Here is a 21,157-nt window from a genome sequence, read left to right as displayed (position 1 = left end):
TGAACGAGCCCCATGAAAGACAGGACACCGTTTCCCCCTTACGATAAGGGATAGGCAAACGGTTATGTTTATGACTAATAGCAACGACAAGAGTGGGGAGCTTTTGGGCCAGGAGCGGCGGCGCCGCTGGAGCCCGGAGCAAAAACTGGCCATGGTTCGCGAGAGTCTTGAGCCAGGGCAAAGCGTTTCGGTGGTCGCTCGACGCAACGGCATCAATGCCAACCAGCTGTTCCTATGGCGCAAGTTATATCAGGACGGCAGTCTGTCGGCGGTCAGTGCCGGTGAAGCCGTTGTGCCCGCCTCGGAGTTGAGCGATGCGCTCAAGCAGATCCGTGAACTGCAACGGATGCTGGGCAAGAAAACGATGGAAGCAGAAATCCTCAAAGAGGCCGTGGAGATCGCCCGGTCGCGAAAATGGATTGCGCACTCACCCTTGTTGCCGGGGGACGACCAGTGAAGCTGGTCAGCGAATGTCTCGGTGTGGCGCGCTCGCAATTAACGGTTCGAATCAAGCAATCGGTATCGCTCAAAGTACGGCGCCGCAGGCCTGTGGACGATGCTGATCTGGTGGTTGAAATCCAGCAACAGATCAGCGAACTGCCCAGCTATGGCTACCGTCGTGTTTGGGGATTGCTGCGTCGTGCCCGTGAAACCCAGTCGCTGCCGGCGATCAATGTGAAACGGGTTTACCGGGTCATGCGCGATCACGACCTGCTGTTGGCGCGGCGCATCAAACAGCCCGGCGTGCCGCGTCGGCACGAGGGTCGTATTGCGGTGCAAACCAGTGATACGCGTTGGTGCTCGGACGGCTTTGAGTTCCGCTGTGAGGACGGCGCCAAACTGAGCGTGACCTTCGCCCTGGATTGCTGTGACCGCGAAGCCATCGGCTGGGTCGCGAGTCCGACCGGGTACAGCGGCGATGACATCCGCGACTTGATGCTGGAGAGCGTAGAGAAACGCTTCGGTGATCAACTGCCTGCAACGCCGGTTCAATGGCTAAGCGACAACGGCTCGGCGTACACCGCCGAACAGACACGCCTGTTTGCTCGACAGATCGGTTTGCAGCCGGTGACCACCCCGGTGCGCAGCCCGCAGAGCAACGGCATGGCCGAGAGCTTCGTGAAGACGATCAAACGTGACTACGTTGCGCACATGCCCAAGCCGGATCGAGAAACGGCGCTGCGCAACCTGGCAATTGCCTTCGAGCATTACAACGAGCAGCATCCGCACAGCGCCTTGAACTATCGCTCACCGAGGGAGTTCAGGCGCTTGGCAGCAGCATCAATTTGACGGGGAGTTGGTGTCCGGTTTTGTAGGGGCAAGTCCAGGGGGTGACCTCTTATTGTTATGCAACCAGGGTTGGTTGGGTGTTTATAAGAGGTGACGAAATGTTCGAGGAGAAGTCGGACGGTTCCTGCTGCGTTGTAGTTAAATTCTCTAACGCTGCTTTAGCTGTTTGTGCTGAAACACCATGCCGAGCAGTGAGGCCCTAAGGTTAGAGAGGTCGTTGCTAAGCAATGGGCTGCTGCGCAGCCCAACGGGAGCAAGCTCCCTCGCCACAGAAACCGACTATGCGTTTAGTGCGGCCGCACGCACTCCAGTGCCCGGTCCACCATCACACTGGCCATGTCCACCAAGTGCATGACCGAAAGCACCAGCGTGCGCGAAGGACCGTCCAGTTGATCACCTGCCGTCTGTGCGGCAACGGCGGCGCAACGCAGCACACTGCTGGCGTGGGCCAGGGCGTCTTCGAAGCTGAGGTCTGGGGTGGTGGTGAAGAATTGCAGTTCTGGGGCGGGTGGGGCGGGGACGAGTTTGTCCATGGGTTCAACTCCTAATCTAAATTGGAATGTCACCACCATCGCTACCAAACGATTCTTAGGGTGGTGACCGTACGCAGATTGGTAGACCGGTGATTAGGACCCGGTGCACCCGAAGGTGCCCTGCGCACGGCCACCATAACGCAGGGCCGAAAAAAAGCGCCTTGCAGAAGGGGGCGCTTAGCGCCTAATCACTCGTGGTCTACCAAACCCCGAGTCACTGAATTGGCAGTGACCGCCGAAGACTAGCCACGTGATTTGAGCGGCGCAAGCGCTTGGGATTCTCTCGGAAACGTCCTGCAAGTTAAAGGGAAATGTCACGGCTGCGACTGTTCCTGCACTTGCCAAACCCCACCGATTCTGGGAAAACCCCAGCCTTTACGCCTTCAACGAGAACCCCATGAGCCCCGACGAACTCCAGATCACCGACACCCGACCAGGCACCGGCAAAGCCGTGGTCAAGGGCGCACTGATCACCACCCAGTACACCGGTACCCTGGAAGACGGCACGGTCTTCGATTCGTCCTGGGAGCGGGGCAAGCCGTTCCAGTGTGTAATCGGCACCGGGCGGGTGATCAAGGGCTGGGACCAGGGTTTGATGGGCATGCAGGTCGGCGGGGTGCGCAGGTTATTTGTGCCGGCGCACCTTGCCTATGGCGAACGGTCGATGGGCGCGCATATCAAGCCCAACAGCAATCTGCGCTTTGAGATTGAGTTGTTGGAAGTGCTGACGCGGGACGATTAATTTCGCAAAAACCTGGCCCACCACCTCGTACGTAGCAGCTGCCGAGCGCAAGCGAGGCTGCGTTCGCGGTGTGTCAGACGAACTGCTGACGCAGCCTCGCTTGCGCTCGGCAGCTGCTACGGGATCTGGCGAACCTGCCACCTCACATTCAAGCATCGGCGGCTTCAGGATGGGTGTTCCTGAACCCTCCCTGAAGAATCCTCTTATTCACCATATGGAAACTTTCCTACGGTTTACTCTCCTTAAATCGGGGCGTAAGCTTCGCGCGTTTTCATCAATAGCGGAGACCCTCAGTGGGTACTTGTTCGAGTGACAGTTGTCGGCCGGTCTCGGTAACCGGCACATACTTGGCAAGATAACGCGCATTTTTTCGATGCCGTTGTCTCGCCACCTAGCGAGAAGCGGCATCCCGACAGCGGCCAGTCCTGGCCCCTGTGCGATCCCTCTCATCGACGCTGACCAGCACCCGGTTAACCTCGGGATGCTACGGACGCGGCTGCCTTTTACGGCAGGCGGGCCGGGCTGACTGTGCCTATGAAGCGGGCGCGGTGGGACAGGCAGTACCTGCACGAAGGTTTTTTCCTCGCGCAGGAGTAACACACCATGAACCTCACTCTGTTGAAAGAGTTCTTCGCCGGCTTCCTGCGGACCCGGCATATCGCCCGGCATTTCCGCCGCCTGGCGATGCTCGAAACCGTCACCGATGCCAGCGTCAGCCGCGAAGTGCCGCCCACCCTGGCGCAAACCCTGGTGGTTGCGGCCAACAGCAGTGCCGTGCAATTGCTCGGTACGTTGGGCAGCCATGCCGAGGGCTTGAGCGGCCTGGAAGCCGACGCCCTGCGCGTGCAATACGGCCTCAATGAAGTCGAGCACGAGCAGCCGCTGCCGTGGTGGGTGCACCTGTGGCATTGCTACAAGAACCCGTTCAACCTGCTGCTGACCTTGCTGGCGGTGATCTCCTGGCTGACCGAGGACATGAAGGCCGCCACGGTGATTTTCTCCATGGTGGTGCTCTCGACCCTGCTGCGCTTCTGGCAGGAGGCCAAGTCCAACAAGGCCGCCGATGCCTTGAAAGCCATGGTGAGCAACACCGCCACGGTGCTGCGCCGGGATGATGCCAAGCGCATTGAATTGCCCATCAAGCAGTTGGTACCAGGCGACCTGATCGTGCTCTCGGCCGGTGACATGATCCCCGCCGACTGCCGCGTGCTCAGCGCCAAGGACCTGTTCGTCAGCCAGGCGGCGATGACCGGGGAATCGATGCCGGTGGAGAAGTTCGCCCAGCAGCACGACACCAACACCCGCAACCCGCTGGACCTGGAGAACATCCTGTTCATGGGCACCAACGTGGTGTCCGGCGCCGCGACGGCGGTGATTCTGACCACCGGCAACAGCACCTATTTCGGTGCGCTGGCCCAACGCGTGACGGCCACCGACCGTGCGACCACCTCGTTCCAGCACGGCGTCAACAAGGTCAGTTGGTTGTTGATCCGCTTTATGTTCGTGATGGCGCCGCTGGTGTTGTTCATCAACGGTTTCACCAAGGGTGACTGGACCGAAGCGCTGCTGTTCGCGCTGTCGATTGCCGTGGGCCTGACCCCGGAAATGCTGCCGATGATCGTCACGTCCACCCTGGCCAAGGGCGCGGTGTTCCTGTCGCGCAAGAAGGTCATCGTCAAGCGCCTGGATGCGATCCAGAACTTTGGCGCGATGGATGTGCTGTGCACCGACAAGACCGGCACCCTGACCCAGGACCGGATTTTCCTGGCGCGTCATGTGGACGTGTGGGGCGAGGAGTCCGACGACGTGCTGGAGATGGCTTACCTCAACAGCTACTACCAGACCGGCCTGAAAAACCTGCTGGACGTGGCGGTGCTCGAGCACGTGGAGGTGCATCGCGAACTGAAGGTCGGCACCGCGTTCCAGAAGGTGGATGAAATCCCGTTCGACTTCAACCGCCGCCGCATGTCGGTGGTGGTGGCCGAACAGGGCCGGCCGCATCTGCTGATCTGCAAAGGTGCGGTGGAGGAGATCCTCTCGGTGTGCAACAGCGTGCGCCATGGCGAGGTCAACGAAGCGCTGACCGACGACCTGCTGGCGCGCATTCGCCAGGTCACTGCCGCGTTCAACGAAGAAGGCCTGCGGGTGGTGGCCGTGGCTGCGCAACCGATGGCCCCGGGGCGCGACACTTACAGCCTGGCGGATGAAAACAACCTCACGCTGATCGGCTACGTCGCATTTCTCGACCCGCCCAAGGAAAGCACTGCGCCCGCTCTCAAGGCGCTGAAAGCCCATGGTGTGGCGGTCAAAGTGCTGACCGGCGATAACGAGCTGGTCACCGCCAAGATCTGCCGTGAAGTGGGCCTGGAGCAACAAGGCCTGTTGATGGGCAACGACATCGAGGACATGACCGACGCCCAGTTGGCCAAGGCCGTGGAAACCACCAATGTGTTCGCCCGCCTGACGCCCAGCCACAAGGAACGCATCGTGCGCCTGCTCAAGGCCAACGGGCATGTGGTGGGCTTTATGGGCGACGGCATCAACGATGCACCGGCGCTGCGTACAGCAGACATTGGTATCTCTGTGGACAGCGCGGTGGATATCGCCAAGGAAGCCGCCGACATCATCCTGCTGGAAAAGAGCCTGATGATCCTGGAGGAGGGCGTGCTGGAGGGCCGGCGCACCTTCGCCAATATGCTCAAGTACATCAAGATGACCGCCAGCTCCAACTTCGGCAACGTGTTCTCGGTGCTGGTGGCCAGTGCGTTTATCCCGTTCCTGCCGATGCTGCCGATGCACCTGCTGGTGCAAAACCTGCTGTATGACATCTCGCAGATCGCGATCCCGTTCGATAACGTCGACGAGGACATGCTCGCCAAACCACAACGCTGGCAGCCGGGGGACGTGGGGCGGTTCATGCTGTTTTTCGGGCCGATCAGTTCGATTTTCGACATCACCACGTTCGCACTCATGTGGTATGTGTTCGATGCCAACACCCCTGACCACCAGACGCTGTTCCAGTCCGGCTGGTTCGTGGTGGGGCTGCTGACCCAGACGCTGATCGTGCACATGATCCGCACCCCGAAAATCCCGTTCCTGCAAAGCCGCGCGGCGATGCCGTTGATGGTGATGACCGCGGTGATCATGGCCGTGGGGATCTTCCTGCCGATGGGGCCGCTGGCGCATTACTTCAAATTGCAGGCGCTGCCGTCGCTGTACTTTGTGTTCCTGCCGGTGATCCTGCTGGCGTATATGGCGCTGACCCAGGCGGTGAAGGGCTACTACATCCGTAAGTTTGGCTGGCAGTGAACAGGGACGGTTTCCCATGCAAGCAATCGACAACATCAACCTCAACTCCCTGGTCGATACCCTGGTCAGCCTCACCGCCGCGTTTATCCTCGGTGGCCTGATCGGCTTCGAGCGCCAGTACCGCCAACGCACGGCGGGCCTGCGCACCAACGTACTGGTGGCGGTGGGTGCGGCGATTTTCGTCGACATGGCCAACCGCCTCGGCGGTGCGGAAGGCGCCGTGCGGGTGGTGGCGTATGTGGTGTCGGGCATCGGCTTTCTGGGGGCCGGCGTGATCATGCGCGAAGAAGGCAATGTGCGCGGTCTCAACACCGCCGCCACGCTCTGGGCGTCGGCAGCGGTGGGGGCGTGCGCCGGTGCCGACCTGGTCCTCGAAGCGTTGTTAGGCACGCTGTTTGTGCTGGCGGCCAATACGCTGCTGCGGCCCATCGTCAATAACATCAACCGCCAACCGCTGGATGTGGTGTCGGCGGAGGTCACCAACATCCTCTATGTGATTGCCCGGCGCACCCAGCAAACCGCGGTATTGGCGTTGCTGGAAGCCGAACTGGCGCGCTGTAACTACCCGGCCAGCGATGTCGATGTGCGGCCGTTCGGCACTGAGGAAGTTGAAATCGAAGCCACACTGGCGGTGACCTCGGTAGACGGTGACGAGTTGGACGCCCTGGTGGCGCGAATTTCCAGGTCGACCCTGGTGGTGCAGGCCTTCTGGAGCCCCAGCACCACCGAGTAGCTTTGGAGAGTTCTGAGGAAAAGTCCTACATTTAGTCGAGATTATCCCTTCATTGGCAAAAACACGCGGTTGCTAAGGTTGCGCGCTTGCGCCTGTTCAGGAATCAAGGCGTGGCTTCACATGTTTACTGTGTTTTTCAAAAGGAGGGGCCTGTACTGCCTGAGGTGTTTGACTGAGTAATCAGTGCCGCTTGTCGGAACTGTTACTTTTCACAGGTAGTGGGGTCTCGCGTGATATGTAAGCGTACTGATCTTCCCAGGGGAGTCTTATGAGCAACAAAGCTTTAATCGTGGATGATCACCCTTTTATACGCGCTACCGTGAAGTATCTGTTGAGGCAGGAAGGTTTCGATACTATCTACGAAGCGGGTAATGGCGCTGATGCCATGCAGATTGCTCGCGAAGAACGTCCGGACCTGGTCATTCTCGACCTGGCGATGCCCAAGCTCGGTGGGTTGGAGGTGATCAGCCGGATCAAGGCGCTGGAGTTGCCCTGCCGGATCCTGGTGCTGACCTCGTATCTGGCGGTGTTTTTTTCCACTCGCTGCATGCGCGCCGGAGCGATGGGTTTTGTTGCCAAGACCGGTGAACTGGATGAGCTGCAAAAGGCGATCAGGGCGATCAGGTCCGGCTACAGTTGCTTCCCCAGCCTGCCCACCAGTTCGGTGCGTCGCGACGACCTGCAATCGACCGAGCAGGAGTTGGTGGAGGCGTTATCCGATCGCGAATTGACCGTGCTGCAGAAGCTGGCCCTGGGCCTGGGCAACAAGGATATTGCCGAGGATATGCTGTTGAGCCACAAGACTATCAGTACGTACAAGACGCGGCTCAAGGAGAAGTTGCGTATGTCGTCGGTGGTGCATCTGTCCAAGTTCGCCCAGCGCAATCATCTGATCTGAAATGCTCACCTCCCGGCGGGTGAAACGCGCGGCCATCCTGCTGATGGGGCTGTTGCCCTGGGCGGTGATGGCCTTGGAGGAATCCCACGATCTGAAACTGCTGGGTCACTCCACTCTTGAAAATCCCTCGGTGGTGTTGGACGAAGCCGACTGGCGCTGGCTACGCGAGCGCCGCACGCTCCTGATGGGGGTGTCGGCCCCCGACTACGCGCCCTTTGACTTGAGCAACAATGACGAGCTCGAGGGCATCACGGCCGATTTTGCGGCACTGGTTGCCCAGGCGCTGAATATCACCATCGACGTGAAGCGCTACGACACCCGTGATGAGGTGATCGAAGCCCTGAAGACCGGGGCCGTGGATTTTGTGGGATCGGCCAACGGGTTCGAGGCGGCCGACCCGGAGCTGGTGCTGTCCCGATCCTACGCCAATGACCAACCCGCGCTGGTGACGCGTGCGGGAGAAAACCAGGCGCTGAAGGCTGACCTTGCCGGCAAGCGCCTGGCGATGCTCTACCATTACATGCAGCCCGAGGCCGTCCAGGCCTTTTACCCCGATGCGCGATTGCTCTTGTTTGCCTCGACCTTCGAAGCCATTGGCGCCGTTGCGTTCGGCCAGGCGGATGTGTACCTGGGTGACGCCATCAGCACCCGCTACCTGATCAACAAGAACCACCTTAATAACGTGCGCATGGCGGATTTCTCCGCATTGGAGGTCAACCCTTTCGGGTTCGCATTCGCCAAGGACAATACCCGCCTGTTGGGCATCATCAATAGCGCACTGGCCGCCGTTCCGGCCAACCAGCAGATGGAAATCCTGCGCCGTTGGAGTGCCGGCGGCAGCGGGTTCCTGGAGGCGGAGCAACTGCGCTTGAGCGCAAGTGAACAGCGCTGGCTGGAGAAGCACCCGCGGGTGAAAGTGGCGGTGCTCGATAAATTCGTGCCGTTGTCTTTTTTCAACGAACAAGAGCAATTCGAGGGATTGAGCTCCGAGGTCCTCTCGCGTATCAGTCTGCGTACAGGCTTGAGGTTTGATGTGGAACGGGGCAGTTCGCTGCCGCGGCAAATTGAACAGGCCAGTGCCGGTCGCGTGGACATGCTGGCGGTCGTCACCCCCAGTGTCGAGCGGTCCGAAAAGATCCGCTTTACTCGCCCTTATCTGTCCAGTCCCTATGTATTGGTGGTGCGCACCCACGACGAGCATCTGGTGACCCTGGAAGATATGCCTGGCAAACGCATGGCGCTTATTCGCGGCAACAGCCTGGCCGGGCAAATCAGCCGGGACTACCCAGGCATCGGGTTTGTCGACGTGGAGAACCCGGAGCAGGCCATGGAATTGGTGGTCAACGGCAGCGTCGATGCGACTGCGGTTTCACTGATGAGCGCGCGCTACATGATCGCCCGCAATTACCGCAAGCGGCTGCGCATCACCAGCACTGTCGGGAGTGAGCCTGCACGCATTGCCTTTGGGGTCAACCGCAGCCAACTGGAGCTGTACTCGATCCTCGACAAGGCGTTATTGAGCATTACTCCAGAAGAAATGGACGAGCTGACCAACCATTGGCGCAGCGAGATCATCATCGAAGACAACTACTGGATACGTCACCGCAACATCATCCTCCAGGGGTTTGGCTTGGCCGCGCTGCTGCTGCTGGTCACCCTGGGATGGGTGTTCTACCTGCGCAGCCTGATTCGCAAGCGCACCCAGGCCGAGCGTGCGTTGAGCGACCAGATGCGGTTCATGAGTGTGTTGATCGACGGCACGCCGCACCCGATCTATGTGCGCGATCGCCTGGGGCGCCTGATGGCCTGCAACAATGCCTACCTCGATGTGTTCGGCTTCAAGTTGGAAGACGTCATCGGTAAGACCGTGGTGGAAACCGACACGGGGAACCCGCCCCAGGCCCAGTCGTTCCATGCCGACTATTTGCGTTTGATGGCGTTGGGCGAGCCGCAGGTTCATGACCGCGTGCTCAAGGTGCCCGGCGGCGAGGTGTTGACCATCTACCAATGGATGCTCCCGTACCGTGACAGCAATGGCAGCGTGGTGGGCATGATCGCCGGTTGGGTGGATGTCAGCGAGCGCCAGCGCTTGCTGGGGCAGTTGCAGGAAGCCAAGGAGGAGGCCGACGCCGCAAACCGTGCCAAGACCACCTTCCTGGCGACCATGAGCCATGAGATCCGTACCCCTATGAATGCCGTGATCGGCATGATCGAACTGGCCCTGAAAAACGCCGAGCAGGGCGTGGCTGACCGCGATGCGCTGGAGGTTGCGTCGGTAGCGTCCCGGAGCATGCTGGAGTTGATCGGCGATATTCTCGACATTGCGCGAATCGAATCCGGCCACCTGTCCCTGAGCCTGGAACCGGACAATCTGCACGAACTGCTGGCCTCAGTGGCGCGGGTGTTTGAGGGGCTGGCGCGGGACAAGGGCCTGGTGCTGCAGGTGGAACTCGACCCGTTGATCGACCGGCCGGTGCTGGTTGACCCGCTGCGCTTCAAGCAGGTGGTGTCCAATGTGTTGGGTAACGCGATCAAGTTCACCGCCTCCGGCCAGGTGCGCCTGGGCGCCCAGGGTGCACCGGTATTGACCGACGACCAGTTGCACCTGCGGTTGTGGGTGGAGGACACGGGTATTGGCATCAGTGCCGAAGATCAGCAGCGCTTGTTCAACCCCTTTATCCAGGGCAGCAACAACGAACAGCCGGCGCGAAGCGGATCGGGCCTGGGGTTGGTGATCAGTCGCAACCTGTGCGAGATGATGGGCGGTCAATTGCACTTGAGCAGTGTGCTGGGCAAGGGCACGCGGGTGGATGTGACGTTGACGCTGGCGCTGACCTCGGCCGTGCCTGCCAATGTACCGGTCCCCCACGTTCCGCCAGCGCGCGGGTTGAATATCCTGGTGGTGGATGACTACCCGGCCAACCGCTTGTTGCTGGCTCGACAGCTGAGTTTCCTGGGGCATCGCATCACCTTGGCCGAGGACGGCGCCCAAGGATTTTCACTGTGGCAGGCCGGGCATTTTGACGGCGTGATCACCGATTGCAATATGCCCTTCAAGGACGGTTACGCGTTGGCGCGTGATATTCGTGCACAGGAACGCCAGCGTGGGCTGGCGCCGTGCCTGATCCTCGGGTTCACCGCCAATGCCTTGCCGCAGGAAGCCGAACGCTGCCGGCAAGCAGGCATGGACGGTTGCCTGTTCAAGCCGACCGGGCTTGAGGACTTACGCCTGGCCTTGGCGTCACGGACCGCTGGCGCGCTAACGGATGAAGTGGAAGTGGCGTTTGATTTAAGTTCACTGATCATGCTGACGCAGGGTGATAAGGATGCTCTCAACGAGCTGCTGACGCCGTTGCTCAATAGCCTCGAGGAGGACCGTGCGCTGTTGCCGTCCCTGAAATCGCCGGCTGATTTCGCCAAGCTCCATGACTTGGCTCACCGCGTTAAAGGGGGCGCGCGCATGGTCAAGGCTCAGGTGTTGATCACGTGCTGCGAGACATTGGAGAGCGTGTGTGAGCGGCATGACAACGATGCATCGGACGCTGCGGTAGAGGCGGTAGCTTCGGCCATCGAACAGTTGCATCACAGCTTGAGCCGGTATGGCAATCAGGCTTGACTGCGGGAGCTGGCCATTCGGTTGATTTGGGAGAACTCCTACAAGAAGGGGGAACATGCCTGATTTTGTCTTCGGGATATGTCTGGAAAATGGGCCTCGCTCACTGACGAGCGCTGCCTGCCCAGGGGTTTGCCATGCCGAACAAAGCACTGACCATCCTGATTGCCGATGAACAACACCTGCAACGGTTGTACATCGAAAAAATGCTCAATCAGTTGGGGTACCACCGGATCGTGCCGGTACAAACCTTCGAGGAAGTCCAGATACTCACGGCCATCCCGGCCGAACCCTTCGACGTGCTGATCATCAATGCGGGGCTGACGGCCCAGGCCTGTGGGCCCCAGCCCCAGGTGCGCCATGTATTGGTCTACGATCACCTGGATGTGGGGGCACACCCTGGCGTAACGCCGGCGGTGCTGGTGCGGCTGCCCGGCGTGCCGGACAACGTCAATCTCGAACACTTCATGGACATCATCGACCCACCCGAGGCCACTGCCGGCCTGCGGGTGTTGCCATGGCTGCGCGAGTTATCCCGCACACCGGTGGCGGGGGTTTAGTCCCACTTCGGCGCGATGCCCTTGGGGCTGGTCAAGCGCTGGCCCCGTTCCAGCCCGGCAATGTGCGCCATGTCAGCAGCGCTCAAGGTCAGTTGCAGAGCCTTGAGGTTGCTTTGCAGGTTGGCACGCTTGGTTGAGGACGGGATGACCGCATAGCCCGATTGCATGGCCCAGGCCAGGTTCACCTGCGCCGCTGTGGCCTGATGGCGCTCGGCAATCTGCTGGATCACCGGATCCTTGAGTACTTCACCGTAGGCCAGGGTCATGTAGGAGGTGATCTGGATACCGTTGGCGGTTGCGAAATCCACAACCTGCCGGTTTTGCAGATAAGGGTGCAATTCGATCTGGTTGGTGGCGATGTGCTCGGCACCCACGGCTGCGATGGCCTGCTTCATCAGGGCGATGGTGAAGTTGGAAATGCCGATCTGGCGCGTCAGGCCCAGGCGTTTGGCTTCCAGCAACTGCCCCATGAATTCGGTGACGGGCACCTGGTTCTCTGGCGATGGCCAGTGGATCAGGGTCAGGTCCAGGTAATCGGTCTTGAGCTTGCGCAGGCTTTCCTTGAGGCTTGGGATCAATTGGCCTTCAGCGAAGTTGGCGATCCAGATCTTGCTGGTGATAAACAGCTCGTCCCGCGGGATGCCGCTGTCGGCGATGGCTCGGCCAACGTCCGCTTCATTCTCGTAGATCTGCGCGGTGTCGATGACACGGTAGCCCAGTTCCAGGCCGGTGCTGACGGAATCGATCACCACCTGGCCTTGCAGGCGAAAGGTGCCGAGGCCGAAGGCAGGGACTTTTGGCGTGAGGGTAGACATCGGTAACTCCAATAGGGCCGTAGGCAATGGCGTTGAGTATCCCCTCGTCGTTGCGTCGGAAACACCGTCGACGCCGAAAAGGACTCTTGCCTGCACGTCACGAATGGCCTGTGTGCCGCAGGTTCTCATGAGGCGCTGTACCTGCGGCAGCAGCGCCTCGATCCATCAGCCTTAAGCGCGCAGGCGCTCGGCAGCCGCACGCAGCAACTGCTCGGTGGCGGTCCAGCCCAGGCAGCCATCGGTCACCGACACCCCGTATTTCATCGGCGGGCTCAATGGTTGGCAGCCTTCGAACAAATGGCTTTCGAGCATCATGCCGATCAGCGAGGTATCACCCTGCAAGCGCTGCTCCAACACATCGTTGAACACGGCCGGTTGGCGCAGCGGGTCCTTGTTGCTGTTGGCATGGCTGCAATCGACCATGATCCGCGGGGTGACCTTGGACTTGGCCAGGTCGTGTCTTACCCGCGCCACGCTCTGCACATCGTAGTTCGGCCCGTGATGCCCGCCGCGCAGCACCAGGTGGGTGTCGGGGTTGCCCGGGGTCTGGATGATCGCCGGATGGCCTTGGCTGTCGACGCCGAAGTGGCGGTGCGGGTGAGACGCCGAGCGCATGGCGTCACAGGCAATCGCGACGCCGCCATCGGTGCCGTTCTTGAAGCCCACGGGCATGCCCAGGCCGCTGGCCATCTCGCGGTGGATCTGCGACTCCGTGGTACGCGCGCCAATCGCCACCCAACTGAGCAGGTCATCGAAGTAGCCGGCGGCCATGGGTTGCAGCAGCTCGGTGGCGACCGGCAGGCCCAGGCGCAGCATTTCGCGCATCAGCTCGCGGGACAGGGTCAGGCCGGCGGCCATGTCATCGCTGCCATCCAGGCGAGGGTCGTAGGCCAGGCCTTTCCAGCCGATAGTCGTGCGGGGTTTTTCGACATAGGCGCGGATCACCAGCAGCATCTGGTCGCCGACGTCGAGGGCCAGCTTCTTCAGGTTGCGGGCGTATTCCATCGCCGATTCCGGGTCATGGATCGAGCACGGACCGACGATGACCAGCAAGCGTGAATCTTCGCCATTGAGGATGGCGCGCACGGCTTGGCGGTGGGCGTGGATCTGTTCGTTGAGGAACGGGCTGAGGGGCAACTGGTGCTTGAGCTCAAGCGAGCTGGGCAGGCGCTGGGTCAGGGCTTCATTGGCACTGTTCAAGGCAGAGAGGGGCAGAGCGGCGACGGAGGAGTTCATATTCAAGGCTTCCTGGGCAAGCGGCGGGCTATTCCCGCGCGCTTGGCCTACTGGGGTGTTCGACAATTCGCCGTATCGGCGACGTGTGTTGGTTTGCCACCGATAGGTGACCGATCGGAGGCGGCAGGCTGTCCCGAGCGGAGCTGGCTAAATCGCCATGCAGTGCACATGTCGTAGCGGTAATAGGTGGCGTAGTTCATGTCGGGATTCCTTTAAGTGTTCTTGATCAAGTTGAAAAGTTTATGGGGACCTGAAAAAACAAAACCCCCGGTCGGGGAGCCGACCGGGGGTTAGATTTCTCTGGTAGGCGACCCTTGGTGAGTGGGCGCCGATTTCAGGTATCAGGCGCGCCAGTGGCTAAACCAATACCCAAAATAAAAGCTGACCAGTGCACTCGAACCGTTCACACGGGTAGCCGACACCGAGCGCTGGGCGCTGGCAGCAGGGCAAACCTGAGTGTGGGTGAGTTGCAACATGGTGTGTCTCCAAATGTATGGGGGAGCTTACTCGAGGCACGCAGGCAGATTCAATCAGTAATTTCTATTGCAGTGGGGGACTTACGGCTATGGGGGGAGTGCCGATATGCTGTTTGCACTTTGATACTGATTGCTTGGACGCGACCATGACTGCCTTCACTCTTGCTGCTGCTCAATCCATTTCCATCGCGGGCGATGTCCCGGCCAATATTGAACGGCACCTCGCATTTATGCGCGCGGCGGCGGAACAGGGTGTGCAATTACTGGTGTTCCCCGAGTTGTCGTTGACGGGGTATGAGCCGTCGCTGGCCGCTGAATTGGCGATTGCGCCGGGGGATAAGGTGCTGGCGCCCCTGCGCGAGATGGCGCGTGAGCTGCGACTGACGGCGGTGGTGGGGATGCCGATCCGACTGACGCCAGAGGCGGGCGTGCTGATCGGTGCGTTGGTGCTCGGAGCGGATGGCTCCCTGGCGGTCTACACCAAGCAGCATCTGCATGCCGGCGAAGAGGCTGTGTTTGTCCCAGGGCAGGGCGGTGCAGTACTTGAGCGAGGGAATGAGCGGATTGCGCTGGCGGTGTGCGCAGATTTTTCCCATGCCAGCCATCCCCGTACCGCCGCGCGAGCGGGCGCCACGGTGTATGCCGCCGGGGTGTTGATCAGTGAGGGCGGCTACGCCACGGACAGTGCGCTGCTCCAAGGCTATGCCGCTGAACATGGCCTGCTGGTGTTGATGGCCAATCATGGCGGCCCGTCGGGTGGCTGGGCCTGCGCCGGTCGCAGTGCGATCTGGGCCGCCAATGGCCGTTTGCTTGCTGCTGTACCTGGCGTGGGGGATGCGTTGCTGATTGCCCGTCGCGATGGCGGGGGGTGGGTCAGCCACGTGATGGCTCTCTAATGGCTTTTCACCTGCGCGCTGCAACGGACCAGGACCTTCCCTTTGCGCGGAAGTTGACCCACGAGGCCATGGCCCGCTACTACGTGCAGTACGGATTGTGGTGGTCCAACGACGGCTTTGATACTGCCTGGGCCGGTCGGGAAAACTGGCTGATTTGCCGGGACGACAGGGTCTTGGGTTTTATCAGCCTGAGCCGCGACAGCCGGGCCCTCTATATTCGCGAGTTGCATCTGCTCGAGGCGTATCGCGGGTTGGGCGCGGGTGGCTGGGTGTTGGAGCAGATGGCGCTCAAGGCGCAAACGTTGGGACTGTTGCGTTTGACCGTATTCAAGACCAACCCGGCCAGGAGGCTCTATCAGCGCATGGGGCTCAGCATCGTAGGTGAAGAAGACTGCTTCTGGCGTATGGAGCGTGTTTGTCGCTCAAGCTAAAACGTGCACCCACTCCTTATAAGCGCATACTGGCCTCAGGCGCCGACTTCCTGATCGTTGTTCAGGTCTCCCGTCTCAGCAAGGATGATCCCTTCTTTCATGCCCAAAAGGACCGCTACCTTATGGGCTTCCCCACGCCGTCCCTTTTTGCGCCCAGCGAGCACTTGATAGGTGGTTGCCGGATCTACGCCATGTTCACGGGCGAACGCTTGAACTGACTTTCCTTGATGTTCCAGCCAGGCCTTGGCTTGTGCAGCGGTACGGATTCCGGGCATAGTTCAAAACCGTTCAAGTTTGTTTAATAAGAGATGAATGTGTCACCTCTTGGGGTGTGCCAAATAGGATCATACATCCAAATGAGTGGAATCGGTTCGCGTTTACGGCAAGAAAGGGAGCGACTTGGCCTGTCGCAAAAAGTGTTTGGTGAAATCGGCGGCGTTGAAGCCAACGCACAAGGTAAATATGAAAGTGGAGGGCGTGCGCCTAAAGCGGATTACCTGTCTCGTGTCGCCGAAAGAGGCGTGGATGTACTTTACGTGTTGACCGGCGCAGCCACGCCGATTCAATTGGAGAATCTGAGCCAGATTGAAGAAAAAGTCCTCGGGGACTATCGCGCAATGTTCAAGGAAGACCAGGCTGCGATCCGTCGCCTGACCTCGACGTTGGCCGAGCATTCGATTGCGATGAATGGAAAACCCAAGCCCCAGCCCCAGGATTCCTGACCCTTCGCCCAGCAAATTGAGCCATCCGCCGCCCGGCGGATGGCTGTCGCCCAATCAATCTCTCTCTATATGACGCGTGCAATTAGGTCTGTGCCTTGGTTTTTTGCTAAGGTGTTCAGCAACCTATAAGACCATTTCGCGAGGTGTCTGCTTGATTAGGGTGCTAGTAGTCGATGACCATGATCTCGTTCGTACAGGCATTACACGAATGCTGGCTGACATCGATGGCCTGCAAGTAGTCGGTCAGGCCGAGTCAGGCGAGGAATCCCTGATCAAGGCCCGGGAGTTGAAACCCGATGTGGTGTTGATGGACGTCAAGATGCCTGGCATCGGCGGTCTTGGCGCGACGACCAAATTGCTGCGCAGCCATCCGGACATCAAGGTCGTGGTGGTGACTGTGTGCGAGGAAGACCCGTTTCCGACACGCCTGCTGCAGGCTGGCGCTGCCGGCTACCTCACCAAAGGTGCGGGCCTGGCGGAAATGGTCCAGGCCATTCGCCTGGTGTTTGCCGGCCAGCGCTATATCAGCCCGCAGATCGCCCAGCAATTGGCTATCAAGTCCTTCCAGCCCACCAGCGACTCGCCGTTTGATGCGCTGTCGGAGCGGGAAATCCAGATTGCCCTTATGATCGTCGGTTGCCAGAAGGTACAGACGATCTCCGACAAGCTGTGCCTGTCGCCCAAGACCGTCAACACCTACCGCTATCGCATCTTCGAGAAGCTCGCCATCAGCAGTGATGTTGAATTGACCCTGCTCGCGGTGCGCCACGGCATGGTGGACGCCAGCGCCTGACATGACCACACCGTTTGATCCGAGTGCCTTTCTCTCAACCTGCAGTGGCCGCCCTGGCGTGTACCGCATGTTCGACAGCGAGGCGCGCCTGCTGTATGTCGGCAAAGCCAAAAACCTCAAGAATCGTCTGGCGAGCTACTTTCGCAAGACCGGTCTCGCGCCGAAAACCGCGGCCCTCGTGGCGCGTATCGCCCAGGTCGAAACCACCATCACCGCCAACGAAACCGAAGCGCTGCTGCTTGAGCAGACGCTGATCAAGGAATGGCGGCCGCCCTACAACATTCTGCTGCGTGACGATAAATCCTATCCCTATGTGTTTTTATCCGATGGCAACTTCCCACGCCTGAGCATTCACCGTGGGGCGAAGAAGGCGAAGGGCAAGTACTTCGGGCCTTATCCCAGCGCCGGGGCCATTCGGGAAAGCCTGAGCCTGCTGCAAAAAACCTTTTTTGTACGCCAGTGCGAAGACAGCTTCTATAAGAACCGCACCCGGCCCTGTCTCCAGTACCAGATCAAGCGCTGCAAGGCGCCCTGTGTGGGGTTGGTTGAGCCGGCCGAATACGCCGAGGATGTGCGCCATTCGGTGATGTTCCTCGAAGGGCGCAGCAATGCCCTCACCGATGAGCTTTCCACCGCCATGGAGCAGGCGGCCAGCACCCTGGATTTCGAACGGGCCGCCGAGCTGCGCGACCAGATTTCGCTGCTGCGCCGTGTCCAGGACCAGCAAAGCATGGAAGGTGGCACCGGCGACGTCGACGTGATCGCGGCCTTCGTCAATCCGGGCGGTGCCTGTGTGCACCTGATCAGCGTGCGCGGTGGGCGAGTGCTGGGCAGCAAGAACTTCTTTCCGCAGACCGGTATTGATGAGGAGGTCGCCGAAGTCATGGCCGCTTTCCTGGGCCAATACTACGTGAGCAGCCCCGAGCGCGACCTGCCGTCGGAGTTGATCGTCAATGTGGTGCACGAAGACTTCCCCGCGTTGATCGAAGCCATCCACGAACTGCGCGGCCGCGAGCTGGACATCAGCCACCGCGTGCGTGGCACCCGCGCACGCTGGCAGCAACTGGCGGTGACTAACGCCGAGCAAGCCCTGAGCGCGCGCCTGGCCAACCGACAGCACGTCGCCGCACGCTTTGACGCCCTGGCTGAAGTCCTTAACCTGGAAGAGCCGCCCCAGCGCCTGGAGTGCTACGACATCAGCCACTCCAGTGGCGAGGCCACGGTGGCATCCTGCGTGGTGTTCGGGCCGGAAGGGCCGATCAAGTCCGATTACCGGCGCTACAACATCGAAGGCGTCACTGCCGGCGATGACTACGCCGCCATGCACCAGGCCCTCACGCGCCGCTTCAGTAAGTTGAAGGATGGCGAGGGCAAGTTGCCGGATATCCTCCTGGTCGACGGCGGCAAGGGCCAGCTGTCCATGGCCCGCGACGTGCTCAATGAGCTGGCGGTGCCTGACCTGATTCTGTTGGGCGTGGCCAAGGGAACGACGCGCAAGGCGGGTTTCGAGACGTTGTACTTGAATGATGCCGCCCATGAGTTCACTTTGAAGGGCGACTCACCCGCGTTGCATTTGATTCAACAGATTCGCGACGAAGCCCACCGTTTCGCCATTACCGGCCACCGCGCCCGCCGTGGCAAAACCCGGCGAACCTCAACCCTGGAAGGGGTGGCAGGGGTTGGCCCGACGCGGCGTCGCGACTTGCTTAAACATTTTGGTGGCTTGCAGGAGCTGTCCCGTGCCAGCATTGACGAGATAGCCAAAGCACCCGGTATCAGTAAAAAGCTCGCTGAGCTGATTTATGCGAATCTGCATAGCGAATAGAATGCCTTTCCACCTCGTAGCCAGTTGTGCCGATGAATATCCCTAATCTGATCACCGTTCTACGCGTCCTGCTCATCCCAATTTTCATTCTGTTGTTCTATTTGCCGTACGAATGGAGCTATCTGGCTTCCAGTTCAGTGTTTGCCTTTGCCGCCGCCACCGACTGGCTCGACGGCTACCTGGCGCGTCGCCTGGAACAGAGCACGCCCTTCGGCGCGTTCCTCGACCCGGTGGCCGACAAGCTCATGGTGGCCGTCGCTTTGGTCCTGCTGGTGCAGGAACACGGCAACCTGTGGCTGACCCTGCCGGCAGCGGTCATCATCGGCCGCGAAATCGTCGTCTCGGCCCTGCGCGAATGGATGGCTGAAATCGGCGCCCGCGCCCACGTGGCCGTGTCCAACATGGGCAAATGGAAAACCGCCGCGCAAATGCTCGCGCTGGTTATCCTGCTGGCCAACCCGTCGGACTTCTCGTTCTGGGTCCTCACGGGTTATGCCTTGCTGCTGATCGCAGCGGGCCTGACCCTGTGGTCGATGCTCCAATATCTGCGCGCCGCCTGGCCGCATCTGCGCACCACCGTTGAAAAGAAATAAAACTTTTTTGAATCAAGGGGTTGACGGGTGCTGAGGATTCTATAGAATGCGCATCACCAAGCGGGAATAGCTCAGTTGGTAGAGCACGACCTTGCCAAGGTCGGGGTCGCGAGTTCGAGTCTCGTTTCCCGCTCCAAAATTTGATCCACAGATGTCCACTGGACGCTGGGATCCACGAAATAGACGCTTAGGCGTCTTTTTTCGTTTCTGCGGAAAACCACTGAAAACTAGGGTGATCCAGTACGTTTAAGTACCTTTTTGAGTACCTTTTTCCGGGGAGACTCAAATTCGTATTGTTGATGGATCCTCTCAGGTCGCCAGACGAGCATCGGGTGCTGACTCTCTAACAGGAGCTCACCATGCCTTTCTCAGATATGGCAATTCGGCACGCGCGATTCAGTTATCAGGTGGCGGCCTATTGGCCGCCCCTGATCCGAAAGTGCAGAAGCGTTGAGTCTTAATAACAAGCTCACGCAACCTATGAAGCCTCAATCTTCAATGTTGCCCATTGCTGTAGTATTGAAGCCGCCATCGACATACAGTATTTCGCCGCTAATTCCGGACGCCAGCTCCGAACACAAGAATGCGCCAGCGTTGCCAACTTCTTCGATAGTAACGTTGCGGCGCAGTGGAGTCTGCGCCTCGTTAGCCGCGAGCATCTTGCGGAAGTTCTTGATACCTGATGCGGCCAGCGTGCGTATCGGGCCAGCCGAGACGGCATTGACGCGAGTGCCTTGCGGGCCTAGTGAGCCGGCAAGATAACGTACACTGGCTTCGAGAGAGGCTTTTGCCATGCCCATGACGTTATAGTTAGGCATGGTGCGTTCCGCGCCCAGGTACGAAAGTGTCAAAAGGCTGCCATTACGGCCTGCCATCATTTTGCGCCCTGCCTTGGCCAGCGCGACGAAGCTATAAGCGCTGATATCGTGGGCAATCCGAAAACCTTCACGGGTGGTCGATTCGGTGAAGTCGCCCTCAAGTTGGTCACTGGGGGCGAAGCCGACAGAGTGCACAATGCAGTCTAGGCTGTCCCAATGAGCGCCCAAGGCTTGAAACACCTGTGCGATTTCCTCGTCGCTCGCAACATCACAAGGAAAGCACAACTCTGGCTTTGAGCCCCAACTCGCCGCAAAATCTTCCACTCGAGCCTTAAGTTTTTCATTTTGGTAGGTAAACGCAAGCTCTGCACCTTCCCGATGCATGGCTGCTGCGATGCCGGAGGCAATAGACAATTTGCTGGCTACACCTACGATCAATACGCGCTTACCGGTGAGGAAACCCATGTGTTGCTCCTTTCAAGCTGATAGTCAGTGTCCGTGGCAATTGCGCCGGACGGTCACTGTTTCCTTAGAGGGGGGAGCCAATACCTTTTTCTCCCCCTTATGATCCTGTCGATATCCGTCAATTAGCGGCTAGCGAGCTCGAATTCTACACCGAACTATAAGCGGTATGCTTGTTTGGAGGTGTAAATTGAGAAACTTCGCTTCGATACGTGAGCCTGTGATACTTGGTAGCAATCTGGCCGAAGACTGTAGGGGATCGGAGTTCGCTGAGACAGTGAGCGCTCACCAGTTAGTACGTATGTGCCAACTCCCATGCTTAAAAGGCAGCGATCGAGTGATGCCTGTTAAGTTCGGGATTGGATAGAACAGTATACTTTTTGAAAGCGGGAACTTGTTTTTTGGTTTTCAA

The 21,157-nt window shown here is 59.6% G+C and carries 18 protein-coding genes and 1 tRNA gene; 14 read left to right on the top strand and 5 right to left on the bottom strand.

Going from position 1 to position 21,157, the window contains the following annotated elements; genetic code table 11:
* The first annotated feature begins 70 nt into the window (after positions 1-70).
* Positions 71-1,290 (top strand): IS3 family transposase gene (locus BFQ01_RS31655; protein ID WP_370467938.1). Its coding sequence is split into 2 segments (ribosomal slippage): positions 71-416 and positions 416-1,290, totalling 1,221 coding nucleotides; the frame shifts between segments, so codons are not numbered across the junction.
* A 287-nt stretch (positions 1,291-1,577) separates the two neighbouring features.
* On the opposite strand, the gene BFQ01_RS17445 is transcribed toward BFQ01_RS31655, so the two are convergent.
* Positions 1,578-1,823, bottom strand: a complete 246-nt coding sequence (locus BFQ01_RS17445) for a DUF6124 family protein (protein ID WP_065926229.1) — start codon at positions 1,821-1,823, stop codon at positions 1,578-1,580.
* A gap of 397 nt (positions 1,824-2,220) precedes the next feature.
* On the opposite strand from BFQ01_RS17445, the gene BFQ01_RS17440 reads away from it, so the two are divergent.
* The 6 genes from BFQ01_RS17440 to BFQ01_RS17415 all read left to right on the top strand — a co-directional run bounded on the left by BFQ01_RS17440 (position 2,221) and on the right by BFQ01_RS17415 (position 11,678).
* A complete protein-coding gene (locus BFQ01_RS17440; RefSeq protein ID WP_065926228.1) occupies positions 2,221-2,565 on the top strand; it encodes an FKBP-type peptidyl-prolyl cis-trans isomerase in 345 nt (114 codons plus the stop codon).
* Positions 2,566-3,168: 603 nt separating this feature from the next.
* Positions 3,169-5,874 (top strand): magnesium-translocating P-type ATPase, encoded by a 2,706-nt coding sequence (gene mgtA / locus BFQ01_RS17435; protein WP_065926227.1) that lies wholly within the window; start codon positions 3,169-3,171, stop codon positions 5,872-5,874.
* 16 nt (positions 5,875-5,890) lie between these two features.
* Positions 5,891-6,607: an MgtC/SapB family protein gene (locus BFQ01_RS17430; protein WP_065926226.1), complete on the top strand. Its 717-nt coding sequence runs from the start codon at positions 5,891-5,893 to the stop codon at positions 6,605-6,607.
* Between the two features lie 268 nt (positions 6,608-6,875).
* On the top strand, positions 6,876-7,505 hold the full coding sequence (locus tag BFQ01_RS17425) for a response regulator transcription factor (RefSeq protein WP_027603197.1): 630 nt from the start codon (positions 6,876-6,878) through the stop codon (positions 7,503-7,505).
* A 1-nt stretch (position 7,506) separates the two neighbouring features.
* On the top strand, positions 7,507-11,121 hold the full coding sequence (locus BFQ01_RS17420; protein WP_065926225.1) for a transporter substrate-binding domain-containing protein: 3,615 nt from the start codon (positions 7,507-7,509) through the stop codon (positions 11,119-11,121).
* A 134-nt stretch (positions 11,122-11,255) separates the two neighbouring features.
* Positions 11,256-11,678: a chemotaxis protein CheY gene (locus BFQ01_RS17415; protein WP_065926224.1), complete on the top strand. Its 423-nt coding sequence runs from the start codon at positions 11,256-11,258 to the stop codon at positions 11,676-11,678.
* Here BFQ01_RS17415 and dkgB read toward each other — a convergent pair.
* Together dkgB and BFQ01_RS17405 are read right to left on the bottom strand one after the other, a co-directional pair.
* The gene (gene dkgB / locus BFQ01_RS17410; RefSeq protein WP_065926223.1) at positions 11,675-12,493 is read right to left on the bottom strand and encodes a 2,5-didehydrogluconate reductase DkgB; all 819 of its coding nucleotides are present in this window, start codon (positions 12,491-12,493) and stop codon (positions 11,675-11,677) included. The two genes, BFQ01_RS17415 and dkgB, sit on opposite strands and share 4 nt — an antisense overlap.
* A gap of 171 nt (positions 12,494-12,664) precedes the next feature.
* Positions 12,665-13,729 (bottom strand): 3-deoxy-7-phosphoheptulonate synthase, encoded by a 1,065-nt coding sequence (locus tag BFQ01_RS17405; protein WP_065926222.1) that lies wholly within the window; start codon positions 13,727-13,729, stop codon positions 12,665-12,667.
* A gap of 622 nt (positions 13,730-14,351) precedes the next feature.
* On the opposite strand from BFQ01_RS17405, the gene BFQ01_RS17400 reads away from it, so the two are divergent.
* Both BFQ01_RS17400 and BFQ01_RS17395 read left to right on the top strand, forming a co-directional pair.
* Complete coding sequence (locus BFQ01_RS17400) at positions 14,352-15,101, top strand: carbon-nitrogen hydrolase family protein (protein WP_065926221.1); 750 nt, start codon at positions 14,352-14,354, stop codon at positions 15,099-15,101.
* On the top strand, positions 15,101-15,532 hold the full coding sequence (locus tag BFQ01_RS17395; protein WP_065926220.1) for a GNAT family N-acetyltransferase: 432 nt from the start codon (positions 15,101-15,103) through the stop codon (positions 15,530-15,532). The genes BFQ01_RS17400 and BFQ01_RS17395 overlap by 1 nt, the downstream gene beginning before the upstream one ends.
* Positions 15,533-15,567: 35 nt before the next feature.
* On the opposite strand, the gene BFQ01_RS31650 is transcribed toward BFQ01_RS17395, so the two are convergent.
* A complete protein-coding gene (locus BFQ01_RS31650) occupies positions 15,568-15,807 on the bottom strand; it encodes a DNA-binding protein (protein ID WP_065947535.1) in 240 nt (79 codons plus the stop codon).
* Between the two features lie 81 nt (positions 15,808-15,888).
* On the opposite strand from BFQ01_RS31650, the gene BFQ01_RS17385 reads away from it, so the two are divergent.
* The 5 genes from BFQ01_RS17385 (at position 15,889) to BFQ01_RS17365 (ending at position 19,601) form a co-directional block, all read left to right on the top strand.
* Positions 15,889-16,254 carry a helix-turn-helix domain-containing protein gene (locus BFQ01_RS17385; protein ID WP_027603205.1) on the top strand — a complete coding sequence of 122 codons (366 nt, stop codon included), beginning with the start codon at positions 15,889-15,891 and terminating at the stop codon, positions 16,252-16,254.
* A 151-nt stretch (positions 16,255-16,405) separates the two neighbouring features.
* Positions 16,406-17,047 (top strand): response regulator transcription factor GacA, encoded by a 642-nt coding sequence (uvrY, locus tag BFQ01_RS17380; RefSeq protein ID WP_003190387.1) that lies wholly within the window; start codon positions 16,406-16,408, stop codon positions 17,045-17,047.
* Position 17,048: 1 nt separating this feature from the next.
* Positions 17,049-18,872 carry an excinuclease ABC subunit UvrC gene (gene uvrC, locus BFQ01_RS17375; protein ID WP_065926219.1) on the top strand — a complete coding sequence of 608 codons (1,824 nt, stop codon included), beginning with the start codon at positions 17,049-17,051 and terminating at the stop codon, positions 18,870-18,872.
* Positions 18,873-18,904: 32 nt separating this feature from the next.
* Positions 18,905-19,465, top strand: a complete 561-nt coding sequence (pgsA, locus tag BFQ01_RS17370) for a CDP-diacylglycerol--glycerol-3-phosphate 3-phosphatidyltransferase (RefSeq protein WP_027603207.1) — start codon at positions 18,905-18,907, stop codon at positions 19,463-19,465.
* Positions 19,466-19,525: 60 nt separating this feature from the next.
* Positions 19,526-19,601: transfer RNA gene (locus BFQ01_RS17365), tRNA-Gly, on the top strand.
* A gap of 352 nt (positions 19,602-19,953) precedes the next feature.
* Here the strand turns inward: BFQ01_RS17365 and fabI are convergent.
* Positions 19,954-20,748, bottom strand: coding sequence for an enoyl-ACP reductase FabI (gene fabI, locus BFQ01_RS17360; protein WP_065926218.1), 795 nt, complete (start codon positions 20,746-20,748; stop codon positions 19,954-19,956).
* Positions 20,749-21,157: the final 409 nt, after the last annotated feature.

Source organism: Pseudomonas sp. 8 R 14 (assembly GCF_900005955.1).
In the GTDB taxonomy this organism is placed as follows: Bacteria; Pseudomonadota; Gammaproteobacteria; order Pseudomonadales; family Pseudomonadaceae; genus Aquipseudomonas; species Aquipseudomonas marginalis.
The sequence above is the reverse complement of the archived record's forward strand: the minus strand, read 5'-3'. Positions and strand labels throughout refer to the sequence as shown.